This is a genomic window from Aeromicrobium sp. YIM 150415 (genome assembly GCF_016918125.1).
GTDB classification, from domain to species: domain Bacteria; phylum Actinomycetota; class Actinomycetes; order Propionibacteriales; family Nocardioidaceae; genus Aeromicrobium; species Aeromicrobium piscarium.
In genome coordinates, this window is sequence record NZ_JAERWM010000022.1 from 145,991 (window position 1) to 161,287 (window position 15,297).

Below are 15,297 nucleotides of genomic sequence, written 5' to 3' on the forward strand. Positions count from 1 at the left end.
CGCTGTTGCTCAGCTCGTATTGCGGCAGCCTCGTCTCGTCGCTCCTCGTGCTCGAGCTCGAGCCGGCGGCGCTGCAACGCCTGCTCGTTGGACGATTCCGAAGCAGCCGAACTGCCGACCTGACCAATCAACAGAGTCAGGAGCGGAATGAGACCCGACGACACAACTCGATCGCTGGCACCGTCAGCCCACGGCCTCCAAGCCAACACGATAAGGACGAGGACGACGCCCCTCACCCGAACTGGGTGAGGGGCGGTTTCGTGCGTTGCCTCGCGGCTACCCGACCATCAGCTCGACCAGGCGAATAGCATCAATGCAGCGCCATGTCGCCTCACTCGATGGAGCCAGCCTCGCGGATCGACCGGACGAGCACCCTCCCTGGCTGTGTGAGTACATAGTCTTCCGTGCCCGAGTCGCCAACGCGCTGCATTCCCCGATCATCGAAACCGGGGAACGATGTTTTCCTCAGGATGCCGTCCGCCAACAGGTACCAGAGGTCGAGGTCCCTACCAGCGGGCAGCGTCAAGACAATGTCATCGGTGCGGTCGTGGCCCGCGAAGATTTCGAGCACACGACGTTCGTACTCACCGTAACGGTTGGAGAGAACCGCGAGGTTCGCCTTGTACTGCTTCATCGCGAGCCGATCGATCTCGCCGTTGTCGTAGCGGGTATGACAGACAGCGCACAGCAAAATCAAGTTCTCAAAGGTGTGGGACCTGACCTTGCTCCAAGGGATGATGTGCGCAATCTCCAGTGCTGAGGTGCCTCGGCAGGTCGGTATCGCGCAACGATGACCCGCCTCTACCTTGACCTGGCGTTCTATCGGCTTAGGAATTGTGGGACGCTCATCTGCCATCAGAACACTCTCCAGTCGGTTCTTGGTTCGGCGACGCCCGTCATCCCAGCTCGATAATGTGCTTCGCCTCGCAGATCCTTGAGATCGGATGCTCTGGGAACCTAGCCTGGCCCCCGCTTTCGTCCCCGTCAGAAAGCGTCACCCACTCAGTCGGCACACGCATGTCGCACTCCTCGCAGAACGGATCTATGCGGGGGCCGTCGAGGCTAACTGTCTTATCGAAGCTCGCCGCTACACCACCGCCGGGCAACTCGACGACCACGCCTGGGCCGCGACCTAGGAGGATCCCCGCCTCCGCAGCGTCATGCGCGGAACCGTACTCACGAGGATGAATCGAGGTGTGATGATCGAAATCGATTCGGTACATCGTCATGACGAAAGCGTAAGGGCACACGCGCTGGACAGTGGAGGTTTTCCGGAAATGCGCCGGGCTGGCAAAGGCTCGGCTGAGACCGCGGCATGCGCATGCGGCGAGTGGGCCAAGCTTATTCACCACCGATTCACCAGCCCTGGAAGGAGACCCGAGTGGTGGCTTGCCTCTTACATTTGCTTCGATCACCCTCGTCGCCATCGCCCAGCAGACCCCGGAGCCCCACACCCCCAGCCACGCAGGACTGCCGACGGGCGAGATCACGGCCAAGGGAGACGAGTACCAGGCGCCGGTGGAAACACCCGACGCACAGGTACCAACGCGTCCTGGCCGTTTACCGACCCCCTGACCGGCAAGAAACACGCCAACGGCATCCCCACCCGCCGCGACACATCCCCGTCACCTTCCACGTCGTCTTCGAGCGCGACGGCGAGACATGGCTCGACGGCGACGCCGATCGCTGGCGCGGCCAGCACGTCCACCTTGAGGTTGGCGACCGGCGGCTACAGGTCCCCGGTCTGTGGGTCGCCGCAAGCGATATCAAGCGATACTGACTCGGCGGCGCGACGGATGGTCTAATCACGGTATGGATTGGAACACGGTCGCGGTGGCGGCACTTCCCACGTCCGTCGCGATCGTGGGTTCAATCGTCACGGCGTACGTAACAGTCACGACCATCAAGAAACAGAACGAGGCTGCGACGAAAGAACGTCGTGAGAACAGGGACTATGCGCTGGCAGACGCTCGCAGGGAGATCGCCGTCCAGCCTTTTTTGCGGCTCGTCTCCGCAGTCACGGAGATCGAGCGGGTTACTGCGCGTCGCACAAGCCCCTGGATGGACGACGAAGGGGTAAGACAACTTCCGGTCCATGAACGTCTTGTAGACGCGCTAACCGAAGCGCCCGGGTATGTTGCGACGTTCGGGTCACCAGCTACCCGAGACGCATTGCAACGTTACCTAGACGCGATCGAGGAGGCTGTTGCAGAAGCTAACCGTCAGCTGGCCGAGGCCGAGGCCGCCGAAGCCGCAGGTGACGCCAAAGAGGCCACCTTGAAATATGCCTACGTCATCATGAGTTACTCCATGCTCCCACGCAGGAATCATCCGGAGGACACGGCGCTCACGCCCGGCGAAGCATTCGAGGATATCGCGGACCAGCTCGTGTCTTCGCTCCGCGTCGATGTTCAGTCGTTCTACTGACGATGCGAGCTGATCGCCAGGCCGCGCTTGCACTCATGACAGATCCACCGCAGTCCACCGCTGCGGTCCATCTTGCGGTACTGCGTCTTGATCCGGCACACCTGACACCGGCCACGGAACCAGCCCATCAGCTCGCCGCATCGCACTCTGCGAGGAACGCGCCGCCCTCGCCGGCCGTCACGTACACGCCAGTGAAGCGGGCATCGACGCTGGAGGACACCGAGGTGACCGCCCTGCAGTAGCCCATCGCGGTCTCCTCGTTCTCGGTCTTGTCCGCGAGATCCGTCACGACGGTGACCCGCGGCGCATCCCAGTCATCGAAGCCCACGAGATTCGACCACGCCGGATCGTCGGGCCAGTCGTAGGACTCAGCGAATGCGGCTTCGACCTGCTCGGCCAGGCCCGGGCCAGCGTCGGCCGGTCCGCCCGACGAGGGGGTGTCGGCGTCGGCCGGGTCCTCCGTGTCCGGGAGGACCAGGCCGACCACCCCGAGCACGGCCACGAGACCGACGATCACGGCCACCTTCTGCTTGATGTCCAGCGACGCCCAACGTTGCCTCATGGCCCCGCACCCTACCTTCCTATCCACCTGCTCCGCAGGCGTTTCACGCGGCTGCCGCCTGCATCACTGCCCTGATCGACGCCGCCGGCACCTGGGTATAGATCGCTGTCGTCTCCGGCTTCGCATGGCCGAGGAACTCCTGGACCGCGCGCAGGTCCCGCGTACCCGCATACGCTCGCGCCCCCGCCCGGTGCCGTAGCACGTGGGTCGCCACCCCATCAGGGAACAGCCGCGAGACGATCTTGCCGAGATGCGCCGGCGTCAGGTGCGTGGCGCGATGCGGACTCGGGAACACCCATCCCGGCCCCGCAGCAAGCACCAGCTGCGCCAGATCGTCCGGCATCGGCACCACCCGCACGTGACCGCCCTTACCGGTCACCCTCAGAGACCATCCCGTCAGATCGCCCGTCACGTCCTCGGGCCTCACTCGTGCGATCTCCGCGCGCCGCAGCCCGCAGTCGTTCCCGAGCCGTAGCTCGAGCATCTGCCGCTCATCGGCTGCCATCATCGCGGCCGCATACTCGGCATCTGTCGCAGGGCGAGGCATCCCGCGCGGCACCCTCACCGGCGGCAGCTTGTGCGCCGGGGACTCGCTCACGAGACCGCCCGCGACTGCCCACGAGAAGAACGCTCGCAGCGTCGCACGGTATGAGCGGCGAGTGGCTGGTGACCAGTCTGGGTTGCCGACGACGAGGAGCAGGTCATCGAGTGACAGCTCCAGCACTGAGCACTCGGTATCTGGCTCGATACGGTCGATGTGGTAGCGGCGAAGCTCGATGGTCTGGCGGCTGATGTTCGCGCCGCGTTGATAGGACTCCCAACGTGTGATGTAGCTCATGGCAAGCAAGCTAGAGCTGCGTTTCACTGCTTACTCATCCGGTGCTCGATGTCGCTGACGCGGCAAGCCTGCAGGCCGGTGTGGTCGTGCATCCACAGCGCGGGCGACCACCGGTCTCGGGTAGTCGGCATTCCGCAGCGTTCACAGCAGGTGACGGCGCTCATGATGCCATCGCCAGCTCGGGGTAAAGCTCCAAAACAGCGGGTTCAGGGTTCGAGTCCCTGGGGGTGTACCACCTCAGAGAAGCCCCGACCACGGTCGGGGCTTCTCTGAATTCTCGGCCAGTGAGCCGGTCGAGGGCCACGATGGAAGGTTCGCTGCACACCGCTATCCGTCCATGCCCGTTGCCGGTGCGCCCTCAACGACCCGGCGAACGCAATGGTTGCCCGGCCACCGCGAAGGTGGCGACCGGACCGCGGTGCACCATCGACCACCCGACCATCGTCAGTCGATGGCGACCGGCGGCCGGCGACGATCACCCCGTGACGGGATCGATCGTCAGCTGGTGGATCTCGGTGAACGCGCACGCCTCCCCGGGCCGTTCCACGAACACCGCATCCTGCTGATTCGGCGGGTAGACGCGCAGCCCGCGCACGTCGGTGGTGCGGCACACGTCGCCGTAGTCGCCGGCATTCGTCTCGGCGAGGCGGGCCGTGGCGGTCCCCTCAGGCTGCAGCGTGATGACCGCCGGGTCGCCTTCGCGGTCGGCCGGGGCACCGACCTGCTCGCCATCGTCCCCGGTGACATAGGAGACCCCCGGCCAGCCGGTCATCGCGCACGGTTCGCCGCCGGTGTTGGTGAGCGTGACATCGCTGTACTGGGTCCCCGCGGCTCCCCCACCGGACTCGGGCGTCACGGCGACGGAGAGGTCCCCGGTAGCGCAGGTCGCCGCCTGGTCCTCGTCACCTGCCGACGGTTCGTCGGACTCCGGAGCCGAGGATGCCGTCGGGCCGGGTGCCGAGGAGGACGCAGACGGATCGGGGGCATCACCGTCGCCGCCGCACCCGCTCACGAGGAGGACGAGCAGCACGGCGCAGGTCGTATAGACACGCATGTCTACCGGACTACCACCGGGGCCCGCGGTCCGCGAGCCGAGCCCGCTCAGTCGAGCAGAGCGGAGGTGTCGAGATCACCGAGATCGGCTCCCGACCGTTCCGCGATGCTCCGCAGCAGCAGGGCGGCGGCGACGGCACCGGGATCGGGGGTGCCGAGGACACGTTCGCCGAGATAGCTGGCGCGGCCGCGACGGGCCGTCATCGTCCGGGTGCTCTCGGCACCCTCCACGGCCGCCGCGACGGCCTCGGCATCGAGCGACTCGCGCTCGGCGGCCGGGGCGAGGGCGTCGATCATGGTCCGATCGCCCGGTTCCGCACCGCCCACCCGGCGGACCGCCTCGACCCCGGATCGCAGCCCGCGGCCGAGGTCCCGCGGGCTGGCATCATCGCCGGCCGCACGGGCGATCTCGGACAGCACGAGGCCGAACAGCGGTCCGCTGGAGCCGCCCACCTCGTCGAGGAAGGCGCCCGCCATCGACGCCAGCTCGCTGCCCAGATCGCCGCCACCCCGACGCGCGGCGCGAGAAAGGCCCTGGGCGATATTGGTTCCCAGGTCCCCATCACCCGTGCGCTGATCGAGTGCATTGAGCGGATCGCGCAAAGCCGCGAACTGCTCGGCCAGATCGTCCAGCCACGCGCTGGACTCGCGGGATCCGGCCGACTCGTCCGTCGCACCCTGATGCGGCTCGACGACACCGGCCGCGACCGGCCGCGGCAGCGCCGTCGCATGCGGGGCCAGCCAGTGATCGATCCACCCGGGATCGTCCACCGCGGTAACCGTGATCGAGAAGCCGCGCATGTCCAGAGCCGAGATGAACGTCCCGCTCACCAGGCTCGCCACCGGAGCATCGCGGTCGGCCATGACCTCGGCGACGCGAGCGCTGATGTGCGCCAGCTCGAGATTGCTGACGCCGCCGAGTCCGTTGACCATCACCAGATGGCCGTGCTCGGCCTCCCCGAGAGCGTCCAGCAGCTCGTTCACCATCCGCTCGACCAGCGCCTCGAGCCCCGGATCCTCGATCGTCTCGGCAGCGGTCTCGCCATGGATGCCGACGCCGTACTCGAGCAGACCGTCGCCCACCTCGAAGCCCGCGCCCCCGCCCGGACGCGTGTGGGAGGCGCGCGCCACCGCCAGCGACCGGGACCGTTCCGCCACCGCCTCCCCCAGCCGCTGCAGCTCCTCCAGTCCGTCCCCGGCGTCCGCGGCGGCACCGAGGATCTTCTCGATCACCACCGTCGCGCCGGTGCCGCGACGGCCGACGGCGGCGCCCTCGCTGCCGAGATCGTCCTCCACGAGCACCGTGGCGACCCGGCAGCCGTCGGCGGTCAGCCGCTCCGCCGCGATGGCGAAGTTGATGACATCGCCCGTGTAGTTCTTGACGATCAACAGGACCTCGTCACCGGATCGGGCGACCTGCTGCACCCCGGCGACGATCTGCCCGTTGTGCGGCGAGGTGAACACCTCCCCGGGCACGGCCACATCCAGACCGCCCCGCCCGAGGAATCCCGCATGCATCGGCTCGTGGCCGGCACCGCCGCCGCTGGCGAGCACCACGCGGCGAGCCGGATCACGGTCGCGATTCCAGGCGAACACCGGATCGGCGGAGTAGCCGACGACATCGCTGGTCAGCGCGAGACCGCGCAGTGCCTCCACGTGCGGGGACTCATCGGGGGAGAACGGAGTGGACATGTCGGCTCCTTAGGAACGGGAGAGGAAGCGGGCGGGTGGGTGGATGTCGAACTCCTCGGCGAGTTCGCGCAGCTGATCCTCCTCGATCGCGTGCTGCTCGGGGCCTCGGGAGAGCAGCCAGGTCTCGGCGGCCTTGTCGACACTCTCGACCATGCCCATCGCCGCCTGCAAGGACCGCCCCCCGACGAGCACCCCGTGATAGGGCCAGACCACGACGCTCACCTCACGGAACTTCCGCGCCGACTCGATGCCGATCGTGTCCGTGCCGCACACCATCCACGGGAGCAGGCCGATCCCCTCGGGGATCGCCAGGATCGACTCGGAGTTGGTCGCCCAGAGTGCCCGCGTGAAGGCGACCTCGTCGAGCGGGTGCACGTGGGTCATCGCGACCAGATGTGTCGGGTGGCAATGCAGCACCACCCGGTTCTCCGGGTCGACCACGCCACGTTCCGCGTGACCCCGCAGGTGGGCGGGCAGCTCGCTGGTCGGCCTCCGGTCGCCGATCAGCCCCCAGACGATGTCATAGGAGCCACCGTCCGAGGCCATGTCGATGACTCCGGTGTGCCGGCGCGGCTCCTTGACCAGCAGCCGGAAGGGGCTGCCGGCCGAGGTGACGAGGAAGCTCTCACCCGCCAAGGCCGGCAGCGGCTCGTCCAGCGTCACGGTCCGGCGCTGGTCGCCCTCCCCGAAGAGCCGTCGCTCATCATCGCTCAACCGGTAGCTGAGATTGCCGGCGTGATTCTCCGCCCAGCCGAGTCGGTAGAGATCGCCGCACAGGTCCACGACGGCCTCGAAGAATCGATCGAGCTGAGGGTTCATCATGCGGAAGTGCCCTTTCTACGGTCCACGTCGACGCCGATAACGTCCAGGTTCTTGGTCAGCAGGATGGCCAGCACCAGGGCGCACGCGCCGAGCGGGAGGCTCCAGGTGATCACGCTGACCACCAGGAACACCACGCTCAGCAGCACACCGGCGCCGAAGGCCACTCGCAGGCTCAGCTCACGTGTTCGGGGCGACATTCGTTCCCTCCAGTTCTGCCTCGAAGACCAGGTCGTCGCGCTTGATACCGCGGAAGTAGAAGAAGGCGAGCACGGCGGTCACCACGGCCAGCGCGATGCCGATCAGGCTGCCCGAGGCGGCGTCGACGACGATGTAGCGCAGCTCGGAGATGTCCATGCCGAACCACGCCAGCTGCTGGCCCGCGGGCGGCTCCACGCCTCCGGTGCGCTCGGCCAGTGAGGTGAAGTACGGCGCGAAGAAGGTCGCCACGTACAGCTGCATCGGGATGCCGATGATCGTGCCGATCGCCATCTTCACGAAATTGCCCATCGTGAAGAAGAACAGCGGCACCACCAGGCAGATGTTCATCAGACCGCCGAAGGGCAGCACCATGTTCCCGGGCAGGATGAGCGCGTAGAGCAGCAGCACCGGGATCGTGAGGATCATCAGCAGCCAGTGCTCGGAGCGGCCGGCCATGATCGGCCAGTCCAGCCCGATGGTGAACTCGCGGTCGTTGAACCGCCGCTTGGTGAAATTGGTCGCCGCCTCGCTCACCGGTGTCAGTGCCGTGGTGAACAGCTTGGCCACCATCGGGAACAGGGTCAGCGCCGCCGCGGCCTGAATGCCCAGCGTCAGCACAGCACTCGGCCCGTAACCGCCGAGGGCGCCGATACCGCAGCCGATGAGGAAGCCCATGACGTGGTTCTCACCGAAGACGCCGATCTTGTCGCGGAGCTTCTGCGCGTCGATATTCCAGGTGCTGGGCAGCAGCCGGTCCATCACCTTGATGAAGGGGTAGAGCCAGATGCCGGTGAGGAACATCGGGTGCGGCATCGAGACACCCGGGATGCCGGTGAGCTTCTGCAGCCGGTAGCGCGTCACGTCGGCGTTCTTGAGCTCGGCGACCGCCTGCAGGGCGGCCACGGTGAAGCCCAGCCAGACCATGTCGGAGACATAGGTGACGAGGAAGGCCGTGAGCACCTTGTTGCCGACATTCCACATATCGACGTTGAGGCAGCTGGTCCAGCGCAAGGCCAGCATCACCAGGTTGACGACGATCTGGATCGGGAACATGAGGAAGGCGAACTGCCATCCCCAGGCCATGCCGAGCGCCGGCGGCCACCCCATGTCGAGGGCGGTCAGGCTCACGCCGGTGTTCTCCACGAAGGCCTTCGACGCCTCGCCGACGTTCTGCAGCATGTAGTCGACGACGAGCGTGATGCCGGCGAGCGCCACCCCGAGCGTCAGACCCGCGGAGATCGCCCGCGTGATCTTCATGCGGAAGACGATGCCGATGAGCGTGAGGATGATCGCCAGGAAGACCGGGGCTCCCAGGTCGATCAGCCATTGGAAGACCGAACGAATGACATCCATCGCGGCGCTCCTCAGGCCAGCCCGAGGGCGGTCAGGATCTTGTCGAACTCCTCGTCGGCGCCCATCCCGGTGAGGAAGGGGATGCCGCTGAACGTCGGCAGGTCGTAGGTGGTCTCGCCGGACTGGGCGATCGACACATACGCATCGGCGGTGTCGAGATAGCTCGGGATCGAGTTGATGTTGATCGCCTCGACGACGACCTGGCCGCGCAGGCCGCGGTCATCGAGCAGATTGCCGAGCTTGACGGCGACGGTCTGCGAGGTGGCGATACCTCCCCCGCAGGCCACGATGATGGTCTTCATAGGTCGGAACCTCGTACTTTCGGATCAGGAGATGTCGGATCAGGAGATGGTGGAGGCGAAGACGTCATGGAGCTCGCGGCTCCCCTCCGCCTCGACGAGGGCGTTCATGGTCGCCGCATCGGAGAACATGCCGATGAGCGACTGGAGCATGGGAAGCTGCGCCGCGCTGTCGGCCAGCGCGAGCATCACGACGAGGGACACCTCGACGGTCTGCTCATTGGCGCCCATCTGGTGGAAGGCGACGGGCCGGCCCAGCCGAGCGACGCTGACGAAGGACTCGTTGACGTGCTCGACATCGGTGTGCGGGATGGCCACGCCGATCGGTGCGGTCGGCAAGCCGGTCGGGAACTTCTCCTCGCGGGCCAGCAGCGCATCGGCGAAGCTGTCCTTGACGGTCCCCCGCTCCCGCAGCTCCTCGGCCATCGAGCGCAGCAGGTCGGTGGCCGAGGAGGCGACGACACCGGTCCGGACGAAGTCCGGGTGCAGCAGCCGGGTCGCGTTCATGCGTCGTACCGGATGACGTTCTTGATGACATCGCCGCGTGCGTGCTCGCGCAGCGCCGACTCGAGATCGTCGAGCTCGTAGGAGTTCTGGACGAAGTCCTCGTGCCGGATGGCGCCCATGCTGAGCAGCTCGAAGGCCGCACGCACGTGGATCGGCGTGGTGTGGAAGACGCCCTTGGCGGTGATCTGGTCGTAGTGGAAGCGCGTGCAGTCCAGCGTCACCGACGTGTCCTTCTTGGTGCCACCGAAGAACAGCACGGTGCCGCCGGGGCACACCATGTCGAAGGCCAGCTCCCAGACCTGCGGGAGGCCGGCCGCCTCGATGGCGATGTCGACGCCCCGCTCGTCCTCGGTGAAGGCGCGCACGGCAGCCACCTGGTCGATGTCCGCGGTGATCGCGACGACGTGCTGTGCGCCGAGCTTGGTGGCGAGCTGCAGGCGCTTCTCGTTGACATCGGTGGCGATGACGCGAGCTCCGCGCAGATGCGCGAGGCGGACGAACATCAGGCCGATGGGGCCACAGCCGTTGACCACGACGGTGTCGCCGAGCTCGATCGGGACCATCGCGGTGCCGTAGACCGCACAGGCGAGCGGCTCGGTGAGCGCGGCCTGCTCGTAGGGCATGTCATCGGGCAGCTGGAACATCGTCTCGCGGACGATATTGGCGGGGATGAGCTGGTACTCGGCATAGGCGCCGAGGTTGGAGGGCAGGTCCACGCACATGGAGTGGTTGCCCTTCTTGCAGTAGTAGCACTGGTGGCACGGGGCGGTGTTGTGCGCGACGACCCGGTCGCCCATCGCGAACCGGGTCACTCCCTCTCCGACGGCGTGGACGATGCCGGCGGCCTCGTGTCCGATGAGGTGCGGCGGGTCGTACCGGTAGCCGCGCATGAACATCTTGACGTCGGTGCCACAGGTCAGCGTGACCTTGTTCTGCACCACGACCTCGCCGGGGCCCGGCGTCGGGATCTCGACCTCGGTGATCCGGACATCCTCGATGCCGTGGTAGACCGCTTGTTTCATTCGCCTCACCCTCACTCGGTGCGCTGCGGTCGTGGACCGCAATGTGACGCACGTGACAACGTAACGGACACAAGTAGACACGTACGGACAGAAACAAGTCAAGCATGATCTGTGTTTGGTTCCGATATGGCATGATGTGGACCATGTACGCCACCGAGCGCCACCGGGAGATCGCCGCTGCCGTCCGGCAGCACGACCGCGTGACCGTCCACGAGCTCGCCACCACCTTCGACGTCACCCCCGAGACGATCCGCCGCGACCTCAGCGAGCTGGAACGCCGGGGCCTACTGCGCCGTACCCACGGTGGAGCGGTCCGCGTCGAACGGACGTCCTTCGCGGCGCCGGTGACCGATGCGGGACGGCAGAATCTCTTCGCCGACGAGAAGGCTGCCATCGCCCGCGCCGCCCTCGATCTGGTCGAGGAGGACTCCACGATCGCCATCGACGCGGGCACGTCCACGATCAAGCTCGCCGAGCAGATCGGACCCGACCGCCACCTGACGGTGGTGACCTACTCGCTGGTCGTCGCCGGCATGCTGGCCGGTCACCCGCACGTCAGCGTCCATCTGCTGGGAGGTCAGGTGGTGGCCAATTCACGCTCCGCCGTCGGGCCGTGGACGGAGGAGCTGATCGACAAGCTCACCCTCGACGCCGTCTTCCTGAGCGTCGACGGTGTCAACGTCCGCCACGGCATCACGACGCACAATGTCGCCGAGGCGGCCGTCAAGTCCAAGCTCATGCAGGCCGCCCGCTCGGCGGTCGTGCTCGCCGACTCCTCCAAGTTCGGTCGCGAGGAGTTCGCCCGCGTCGCACCGTTGAGCGATGTCGATGTCGTCATCACGAACGAGGGAGTCGACGCCGATCACGTCGGCGACATCCAGGACCACGGTGTCAACGTCACGGTCGTCCCCCTCTGAGGATCCTCAGTCCTCGTCGTCCTTCGAGGAACGCCGATCGAATCCGGCTCCCATCGCGATGCCGATGGCGATGCCGGCACCGATCCACACGGCGCTGTCCGTGATGAGCCAGAGGGCCACCCCGAGGGCGACGCCGACCCCGATTCCCGCTCCGATCATGTGCCGGACTCTAACCTCCCGGCATCCCTCGTGCACAAGGTAAGCACGCCACCGAAAATGTCGGTGGTCTCGCATAGGTTGTGATCATGATCGTTGCTACCTCTGATGCCGGGCTCGTTGAGCTTCTCGGTGTGCGTCGGGAGAGCGCGATCGCTGACTTTCGTCGGGTATGAGTTCGCCGCCCGTGAGTCGTCGCGGCTACGCCCCTCAGAGCCGCCCTGTCCACCACCGACGACGAGCACTGGCTCATCGCCGACACTCTCTCACCAGATAAGCCCGCGGCGACATGGTCTCGCCACCCCTCGGCTGCGGACGGCCCCGGACCACTAGGAATTCACTCCGGGACGGGAGGCGTGTCGCGGCATCGGGCCGACCCTCGCGTGGACAAGACGGCGCGGGCGTTGTGCAGTGGAGGGATGCGATATGTGCGTTCCCGCCCGACCTTCGCGGTCGCCGCGTCGGCGATGGCCCTCGCCGCCTCCTTCGTCACCGCCGCGCCTGCGAGCGCCGCCGACGAGCCGCCCGCGGCCGAGGCTCTCGACGATCCCCGCCTCGGCGACCGGGTGAAGGTCGAGCAGACCGACCTGGACTCCGGCATGACGGCCTATGCAGGCGGGCCCACCGAGATCGAGCAGACCGACCTGGCCGGCTTCCACATGGCGGCGGTGACCTGGGAGGGCGATGCCGATCCCGCGCCGGCACTCGAGCTGCGCGTCCGGACTGCCGCCGGATGGGGCGAGTGGCAGGCACTGGAGCGCACCGAGGGAGCCGAGGGAGCGGATGCCCCTCGCTCGACCGAGCCGATCTGGTCCAGCGACGAGGCCGACGCCGTCGCCGTCCGCGTCGACTCGGCGGACACCGCGCCCGAGGGCCTGCGGGTCGTGACCGTCGACCCGGGCGAATCCCCCGATGACGCCGGGTTCTCCGCCTACGCCGCCGGTCAGCCCGACATCATCCCGCGCAGCGCATGGGGCGCCGCGCCCGCCGAATCCTGCGACGCCACGACCGGCTCGATGCAGGGCGTCGTCCTCCACCACACGGCTGGTGCCAACTCCTACTCCAAGGAGGAGTCTGCCGGCATCGTCCGCTCGTATCAGACGATGCACATCGTCACGAACGGCTGGTGCGATCTCGGCTACAACTTCCTCGTCGACAAATACGGCCAGGTCTTCGAGGGCCGCGCCGGCAGTCTCGACGGCCATGTCCGCGGCGCCCACGCCGGCGTCCGCGAGGTCAACGACAACACCACCGGCGTCGCGATGATGGGGAACTTCGAGACCTCGAATATCCGCAACGCCGAGTGGGACGCGCTGCGCGACGCCACCACCCGCCTGATCGGCTGGCGCCTCGACGACTACGGCCTGCGGCCCCTGCAGAACCTCACCCTCAACGGACAGACCGAGTTCCGCGTCTCCGGTCACCGCAACTGGCTCGCCACCGCCTGCCCGGGCCAGTACGGCCAGGAGTGGCTCGACGCCGCTGACGGGCTGCGCGCCGACATCGACAGCGCGCTCTCCTGACGGCCTACCGGTAGATCAAACAGGTCGTGGTCGCGTGCGCCACGAGCCGGCCGCTCGCGTCCACGACCTGCCCTTCCGCCGTCGCCACCTGACGGCCGACGTGAATGGTGGTCCCCGTGCCCGTCAGCGTCTGACCGTCGACCGGGACCGTGCGGATGTAGTTGACCTTGAGCTCCAAGGTCCCATAGCCGACCCCCGCCTCCAAGGTCGTGTGCACCGCACACCCCATCACCGAGTCGAGCAGGGTGGCGCAGGCGCCTCCGTGCAGCGATCCCAGAGGATTCGCGAAGGCGGGATCGGAGGGCAGCGAGAACACCACCCGCCCCTCCTCCAGCTCGTCGACCGAAAACTTGAACAGGTCGCCGATGATCGGCGCGCGCTCGTCCATCGGCAGCGCCGTGGCAAAGCGCAGCAGCTCCAGTCCGGACATCTCGCGCGGATCGGTGGTGGTCATGGATGGTCCTCCCAGCTAGGCTGAGCTCAATATAGACCGATCGGTCTAGAGGAGGATCCATGGCCCCGCCGGCTCGCCAACGCCTGCTGTCCAGCACCATCGATCTGCTGCGCCGCCACGGGGTGCACGGCACGGGTATCGCCGACGTCCTGCGCGAGTCCGGTGTCGCCCGCCAGTCGATCTATCAGCATTTCCCCGCCGGCAAAGACGAACTGGTCGCCGCCGCCACCCGTTCGGCCGGCGAGCACGTGCGCCGGGTCGCCCAGCACGGTCACGTCGAGGCCCTGATCGACTGGTGGGAGCGCACGCTCGTCGAGCACGACTACGCCCTCGGATGCCCGATCGCAGCCGCCGCCCTCGCCGGGCCGCGCTCCCCCGCCAGCACCGCCGCCGCCCGGGAGGTGTTCGCCACCTGGCGCGAGGATCTGGCAGCCGCCCTGCGCCTCGACGGCGTCACGGATGCCGAGCTGCTCGCCAGCGTCTTCGTCAGCGCCTTCGAGGGAGCCATCATGCAGGCCCGGCTGGAACACAGCACCGCTCCCCTGCGCGATGTCGCGACGGCGATGCGCCGCCTGATGGCGACGGAATAGCGCCACACCGGGAGATCGTTGACCCCCGTATGCGTGTGCTACTCACTGGAGGAACGGGATTCATCGGCTCGGCGGTGCTGCGCGCTCTGCGTCACGCCGACCACGAGGTACTCGCGATCGTCCGCTCGCAGGAGTCGGAGACCGCGGTCAACGAACAGGGCGCCACCGGCGTGATCGGCGATCTGCGCGACGCCGCCTGGCTGGCTGCCACCTTGCGAGGCGTGGATGCCGGCGTCCACGCGGCCGCGGCCGGTGACGGCACCGACCCGCAGATCAACACATCGGTCGTCGACGCCGCCGTCGAGGCCTTCGCCGGCACCGACAAGCCCTTCGTCCTCACCGGAGGCATCTGGACCTATGGCGACAACACCGCCATCGTCGAGGACTCCGCGGACGATCCGCCGGCCCTCACCCGCTGGCGCGTGCCCCTGGAACACCGGCTCCTCGAGGATGCCGCGCGCGGGATCGTGATCCGTCCCGGCATCGTCTACGGCCACGGCCAGGGCATCCCCGCCCTGCTGGCGAACGGTCCCCGCGACGATGACGGTGCGCTGCTCGTCCCGGGAGGCGAGCAGCACTGGACCACCGTCCACGTCGACGACCTCGCCGAGCTGTACCGGCTCGCGCTGGAAGCCGGTACCACGGGGGCGATCTACCTCGGCACCGACGACGGCTCCCCCACGGTGAGCGAGCTCGGCACCGCGCTCGGCGAGACGGTCGCCCACGAGACCGCGGACGCGGCCCGCGACCGGCTGGGTGCCGACTTCGCCGATGCCCTGCTGCTCGACCAGGTCGCCGACTCCGCGCGGACCCGCGAGGCTCTCGGATGGAGCCCCGTGCGCCCGCCCCTCGTCGAGGACCCGATCTTCACCCGCGCCGGCTGA

19 protein-coding genes are annotated in these 15,297 nt (G+C 67.5%); 5 read left to right on the plus strand and 14 right to left on the minus strand.

What is annotated here, in order from left to right:
* Nucleotides 1–331: 331 nt before the first annotated feature.
* Both JL108_RS14470 and JL108_RS14475 read right to left on the minus strand, forming a co-directional pair.
* Entirely contained in the window at nucleotides 332–856 is a 525-nt protein-coding gene (locus JL108_RS14470) for an HNH endonuclease (RefSeq protein WP_205198928.1), read from the minus strand.
* 40 nt (nucleotides 857–896) lie between these two features.
* Nucleotides 897–1,229, minus strand: a complete 333-nt coding sequence (locus JL108_RS14475) for a hypothetical protein (RefSeq protein WP_205198929.1) — start codon at nucleotides 1,227–1,229, stop codon at nucleotides 897–899.
* A gap of 583 nt (nucleotides 1,230–1,812) precedes the next feature.
* Here JL108_RS14475 and JL108_RS14480 point away from each other — a divergent pair.
* Nucleotides 1,813–2,427 carry a hypothetical protein gene (locus tag JL108_RS14480; protein WP_205198930.1) on the plus strand — a complete coding sequence of 205 codons (615 nt, stop codon included), beginning with the start codon at nucleotides 1,813–1,815 and terminating at the stop codon, nucleotides 2,425–2,427.
* Nucleotides 2,428–2,554: 127 nt separating this feature from the next.
* Here JL108_RS14480 and JL108_RS14485 read toward each other — a convergent pair whose 3' ends face one another.
* The 10 genes from JL108_RS14485 to JL108_RS14530 form a co-directional block, all read right to left on the minus strand.
* Nucleotides 2,555–2,989, minus strand: coding sequence for a hypothetical protein (locus JL108_RS14485; RefSeq protein ID WP_205198931.1), 435 nt, complete (start codon nucleotides 2,987–2,989; stop codon nucleotides 2,555–2,557).
* A gap of 43 nt (nucleotides 2,990–3,032) precedes the next feature.
* Nucleotides 3,033–3,827 carry a tyrosine-type recombinase/integrase gene (locus JL108_RS14490; protein ID WP_205198932.1) on the minus strand — a complete coding sequence of 265 codons (795 nt, stop codon included), beginning with the start codon at nucleotides 3,825–3,827 and terminating at the stop codon, nucleotides 3,033–3,035.
* Nucleotides 3,828–4,302: 475 nt separating this feature from the next.
* Nucleotides 4,303–4,881 carry a DUF4232 domain-containing protein gene (locus tag JL108_RS14495; protein WP_205198933.1) on the minus strand — a complete coding sequence of 193 codons (579 nt, stop codon included), beginning with the start codon at nucleotides 4,879–4,881 and terminating at the stop codon, nucleotides 4,303–4,305.
* A 47-nt stretch (nucleotides 4,882–4,928) separates the two neighbouring features.
* Nucleotides 4,929–6,572 (minus strand): dihydroxyacetone kinase subunit DhaK, encoded by a 1,644-nt coding sequence (locus tag JL108_RS14500; RefSeq protein ID WP_205198934.1) that lies wholly within the window; start codon nucleotides 6,570–6,572, stop codon nucleotides 4,929–4,931.
* 9 nt (nucleotides 6,573–6,581) lie between these two features.
* A complete protein-coding gene (gene rhaD / locus JL108_RS14505; RefSeq protein ID WP_205198935.1) occupies nucleotides 6,582–7,394 on the minus strand; it encodes a rhamnulose-1-phosphate aldolase in 813 nt (270 codons plus the stop codon).
* Nucleotides 7,391–7,591 (minus strand): hypothetical protein, encoded by a 201-nt coding sequence (locus JL108_RS14510; RefSeq protein WP_205198936.1) that lies wholly within the window; start codon nucleotides 7,589–7,591, stop codon nucleotides 7,391–7,393. The genes rhaD and JL108_RS14510 overlap by 4 nt, the downstream gene beginning before the upstream one ends.
* Nucleotides 7,572–8,945, minus strand: a complete 1,374-nt coding sequence (locus JL108_RS14515) for a PTS galactitol transporter subunit IIC (RefSeq protein WP_205198937.1) — start codon at nucleotides 8,943–8,945, stop codon at nucleotides 7,572–7,574. Before JL108_RS14515 ends, JL108_RS14510 begins: the two co-directional genes overlap by 20 nt.
* Before the next feature lie 11 nt (nucleotides 8,946–8,956).
* The gene (locus JL108_RS14520; RefSeq protein WP_205198938.1) at nucleotides 8,957–9,247 is read right to left on the minus strand and encodes a PTS sugar transporter subunit IIB; all 291 of its coding nucleotides are present in this window, start codon (nucleotides 9,245–9,247) and stop codon (nucleotides 8,957–8,959) included.
* A 39-nt stretch (nucleotides 9,248–9,286) separates the two neighbouring features.
* Nucleotides 9,287–9,751 (minus strand): PTS sugar transporter subunit IIA, encoded by a 465-nt coding sequence (locus JL108_RS14525; RefSeq protein WP_205198939.1) that lies wholly within the window; start codon nucleotides 9,749–9,751, stop codon nucleotides 9,287–9,289.
* Complete coding sequence (locus tag JL108_RS14530; RefSeq protein ID WP_205198940.1) at nucleotides 9,748–10,773, minus strand: zinc-binding dehydrogenase; 1,026 nt, start codon at nucleotides 10,771–10,773, stop codon at nucleotides 9,748–9,750. Before JL108_RS14530 ends, JL108_RS14525 begins: the two co-directional genes overlap by 4 nt.
* Before the next feature lie 143 nt (nucleotides 10,774–10,916).
* On the opposite strand from JL108_RS14530, the gene JL108_RS14535 reads away from it, so the two are divergent.
* Nucleotides 10,917–11,690, plus strand: a complete 774-nt coding sequence (locus tag JL108_RS14535) for a DeoR/GlpR family DNA-binding transcription regulator (RefSeq protein ID WP_143913311.1) — start codon at nucleotides 10,917–10,919, stop codon at nucleotides 11,688–11,690.
* Nucleotides 11,691–11,696: 6 nt separating this feature from the next.
* On the opposite strand, the gene JL108_RS14540 is transcribed toward JL108_RS14535, so the two are convergent.
* Nucleotides 11,697–11,849, minus strand: a complete 153-nt coding sequence (locus JL108_RS14540; protein ID WP_205198941.1) for a hypothetical protein — start codon at nucleotides 11,847–11,849, stop codon at nucleotides 11,697–11,699.
* 425 nt (nucleotides 11,850–12,274) lie between these two features.
* Here JL108_RS14540 and JL108_RS20530 point away from each other — a divergent pair, with 425 nt between their 5' ends.
* Nucleotides 12,275–13,369, plus strand: coding sequence for an N-acetylmuramoyl-L-alanine amidase (locus JL108_RS20530; RefSeq protein WP_205198942.1), 1,095 nt, complete (start codon nucleotides 12,275–12,277; stop codon nucleotides 13,367–13,369).
* Between the two features lie 4 nt (nucleotides 13,370–13,373).
* On the opposite strand, the gene JL108_RS14550 is transcribed toward JL108_RS20530, so the two are convergent.
* Nucleotides 13,374–13,823, minus strand: a complete 450-nt coding sequence (locus tag JL108_RS14550; protein ID WP_205198943.1) for a PaaI family thioesterase — start codon at nucleotides 13,821–13,823, stop codon at nucleotides 13,374–13,376.
* A gap of 59 nt (nucleotides 13,824–13,882) precedes the next feature.
* Here JL108_RS14550 and JL108_RS14555 point away from each other — a divergent pair, with 59 nt between their 5' ends.
* Complete coding sequence (locus JL108_RS14555; protein WP_205198944.1) at nucleotides 13,883–14,413, plus strand: TetR/AcrR family transcriptional regulator; 531 nt, start codon at nucleotides 13,883–13,885, stop codon at nucleotides 14,411–14,413.
* Nucleotides 14,414–14,442: 29 nt separating this feature from the next.
* A complete protein-coding gene (locus tag JL108_RS14560) occupies nucleotides 14,443–15,297 on the plus strand; it encodes an NAD-dependent epimerase/dehydratase family protein (protein WP_205198945.1) in 855 nt (284 codons plus the stop codon).

Excerpts from the sequence above, each read along its gene's own strand:
- JL108_RS14470 (WP_205198928.1), bottom strand. The coding sequence starts at position 856 with ATGGCAGATGAGCGTCCCACAATTCCTAAGCCGATAGAACGCCAGGTC.
- JL108_RS14475 (WP_205198929.1), bottom strand. The coding sequence starts at position 1,229 with ATGACGATGTACCGAATCGATTTCGATCATCACACCTCGATTCATCCT.
- JL108_RS14480 (WP_205198930.1), top strand. The coding sequence starts at position 1,813 with ATGGATTGGAACACGGTCGCGGTGGCGGCACTTCCCACGTCCGTCGCG.
- JL108_RS14485 (WP_205198931.1), bottom strand. The coding sequence starts at position 2,989 with ATGAGGCAACGTTGGGCGTCGCTGGACATCAAGCAGAAGGTGGCCGTG.
- JL108_RS14490 (WP_205198932.1), bottom strand. The coding sequence starts at position 3,827 with ATGAGCTACATCACACGTTGGGAGTCCTATCAACGCGGCGCGAACATC.
- JL108_RS14495 (WP_205198933.1), bottom strand. The coding sequence starts at position 4,881 with ATGCGTGTCTATACGACCTGCGCCGTGCTGCTCGTCCTCCTCGTGAGC.
- JL108_RS14500 (WP_205198934.1), bottom strand. The coding sequence starts at position 6,572 with ATGTCCACTCCGTTCTCCCCCGATGAGTCCCCGCACGTGGAGGCACTG.
- rhaD (WP_205198935.1), bottom strand. The coding sequence starts at position 7,394 with ATGATGAACCCTCAGCTCGATCGATTCTTCGAGGCCGTCGTGGACCTG.
- JL108_RS14510 (WP_205198936.1), bottom strand. The coding sequence starts at position 7,591 with ATGTCGCCCCGAACACGTGAGCTGAGCCTGCGAGTGGCCTTCGGCGCC.
- JL108_RS14515 (WP_205198937.1), bottom strand. The coding sequence starts at position 8,945 with ATGGATGTCATTCGTTCGGTCTTCCAATGGCTGATCGACCTGGGAGCC.
- JL108_RS14520 (WP_205198938.1), bottom strand. The coding sequence starts at position 9,247 with ATGAAGACCATCATCGTGGCCTGCGGGGGAGGTATCGCCACCTCGCAG.
- JL108_RS14525 (WP_205198939.1), bottom strand. The coding sequence starts at position 9,751 with ATGAACGCGACCCGGCTGCTGCACCCGGACTTCGTCCGGACCGGTGTC.
- JL108_RS14530 (WP_205198940.1), bottom strand. The coding sequence starts at position 10,773 with ATGAAACAAGCGGTCTACCACGGCATCGAGGATGTCCGGATCACCGAG.
- JL108_RS14535 (WP_143913311.1), top strand. The coding sequence starts at position 10,917 with ATGTACGCCACCGAGCGCCACCGGGAGATCGCCGCTGCCGTCCGGCAG.
- JL108_RS14540 (WP_205198941.1), bottom strand. The coding sequence starts at position 11,849 with ATGATCGGAGCGGGAATCGGGGTCGGCGTCGCCCTCGGGGTGGCCCTC.
- JL108_RS14550 (WP_205198943.1), bottom strand. The coding sequence starts at position 13,823 with ATGACCACCACCGATCCGCGCGAGATGTCCGGACTGGAGCTGCTGCGC.
- JL108_RS14555 (WP_205198944.1), top strand. The coding sequence starts at position 13,883 with ATGGCCCCGCCGGCTCGCCAACGCCTGCTGTCCAGCACCATCGATCTG.
- JL108_RS14560 (WP_205198945.1), top strand. The coding sequence starts at position 14,443 with ATGCGTGTGCTACTCACTGGAGGAACGGGATTCATCGGCTCGGCGGTG.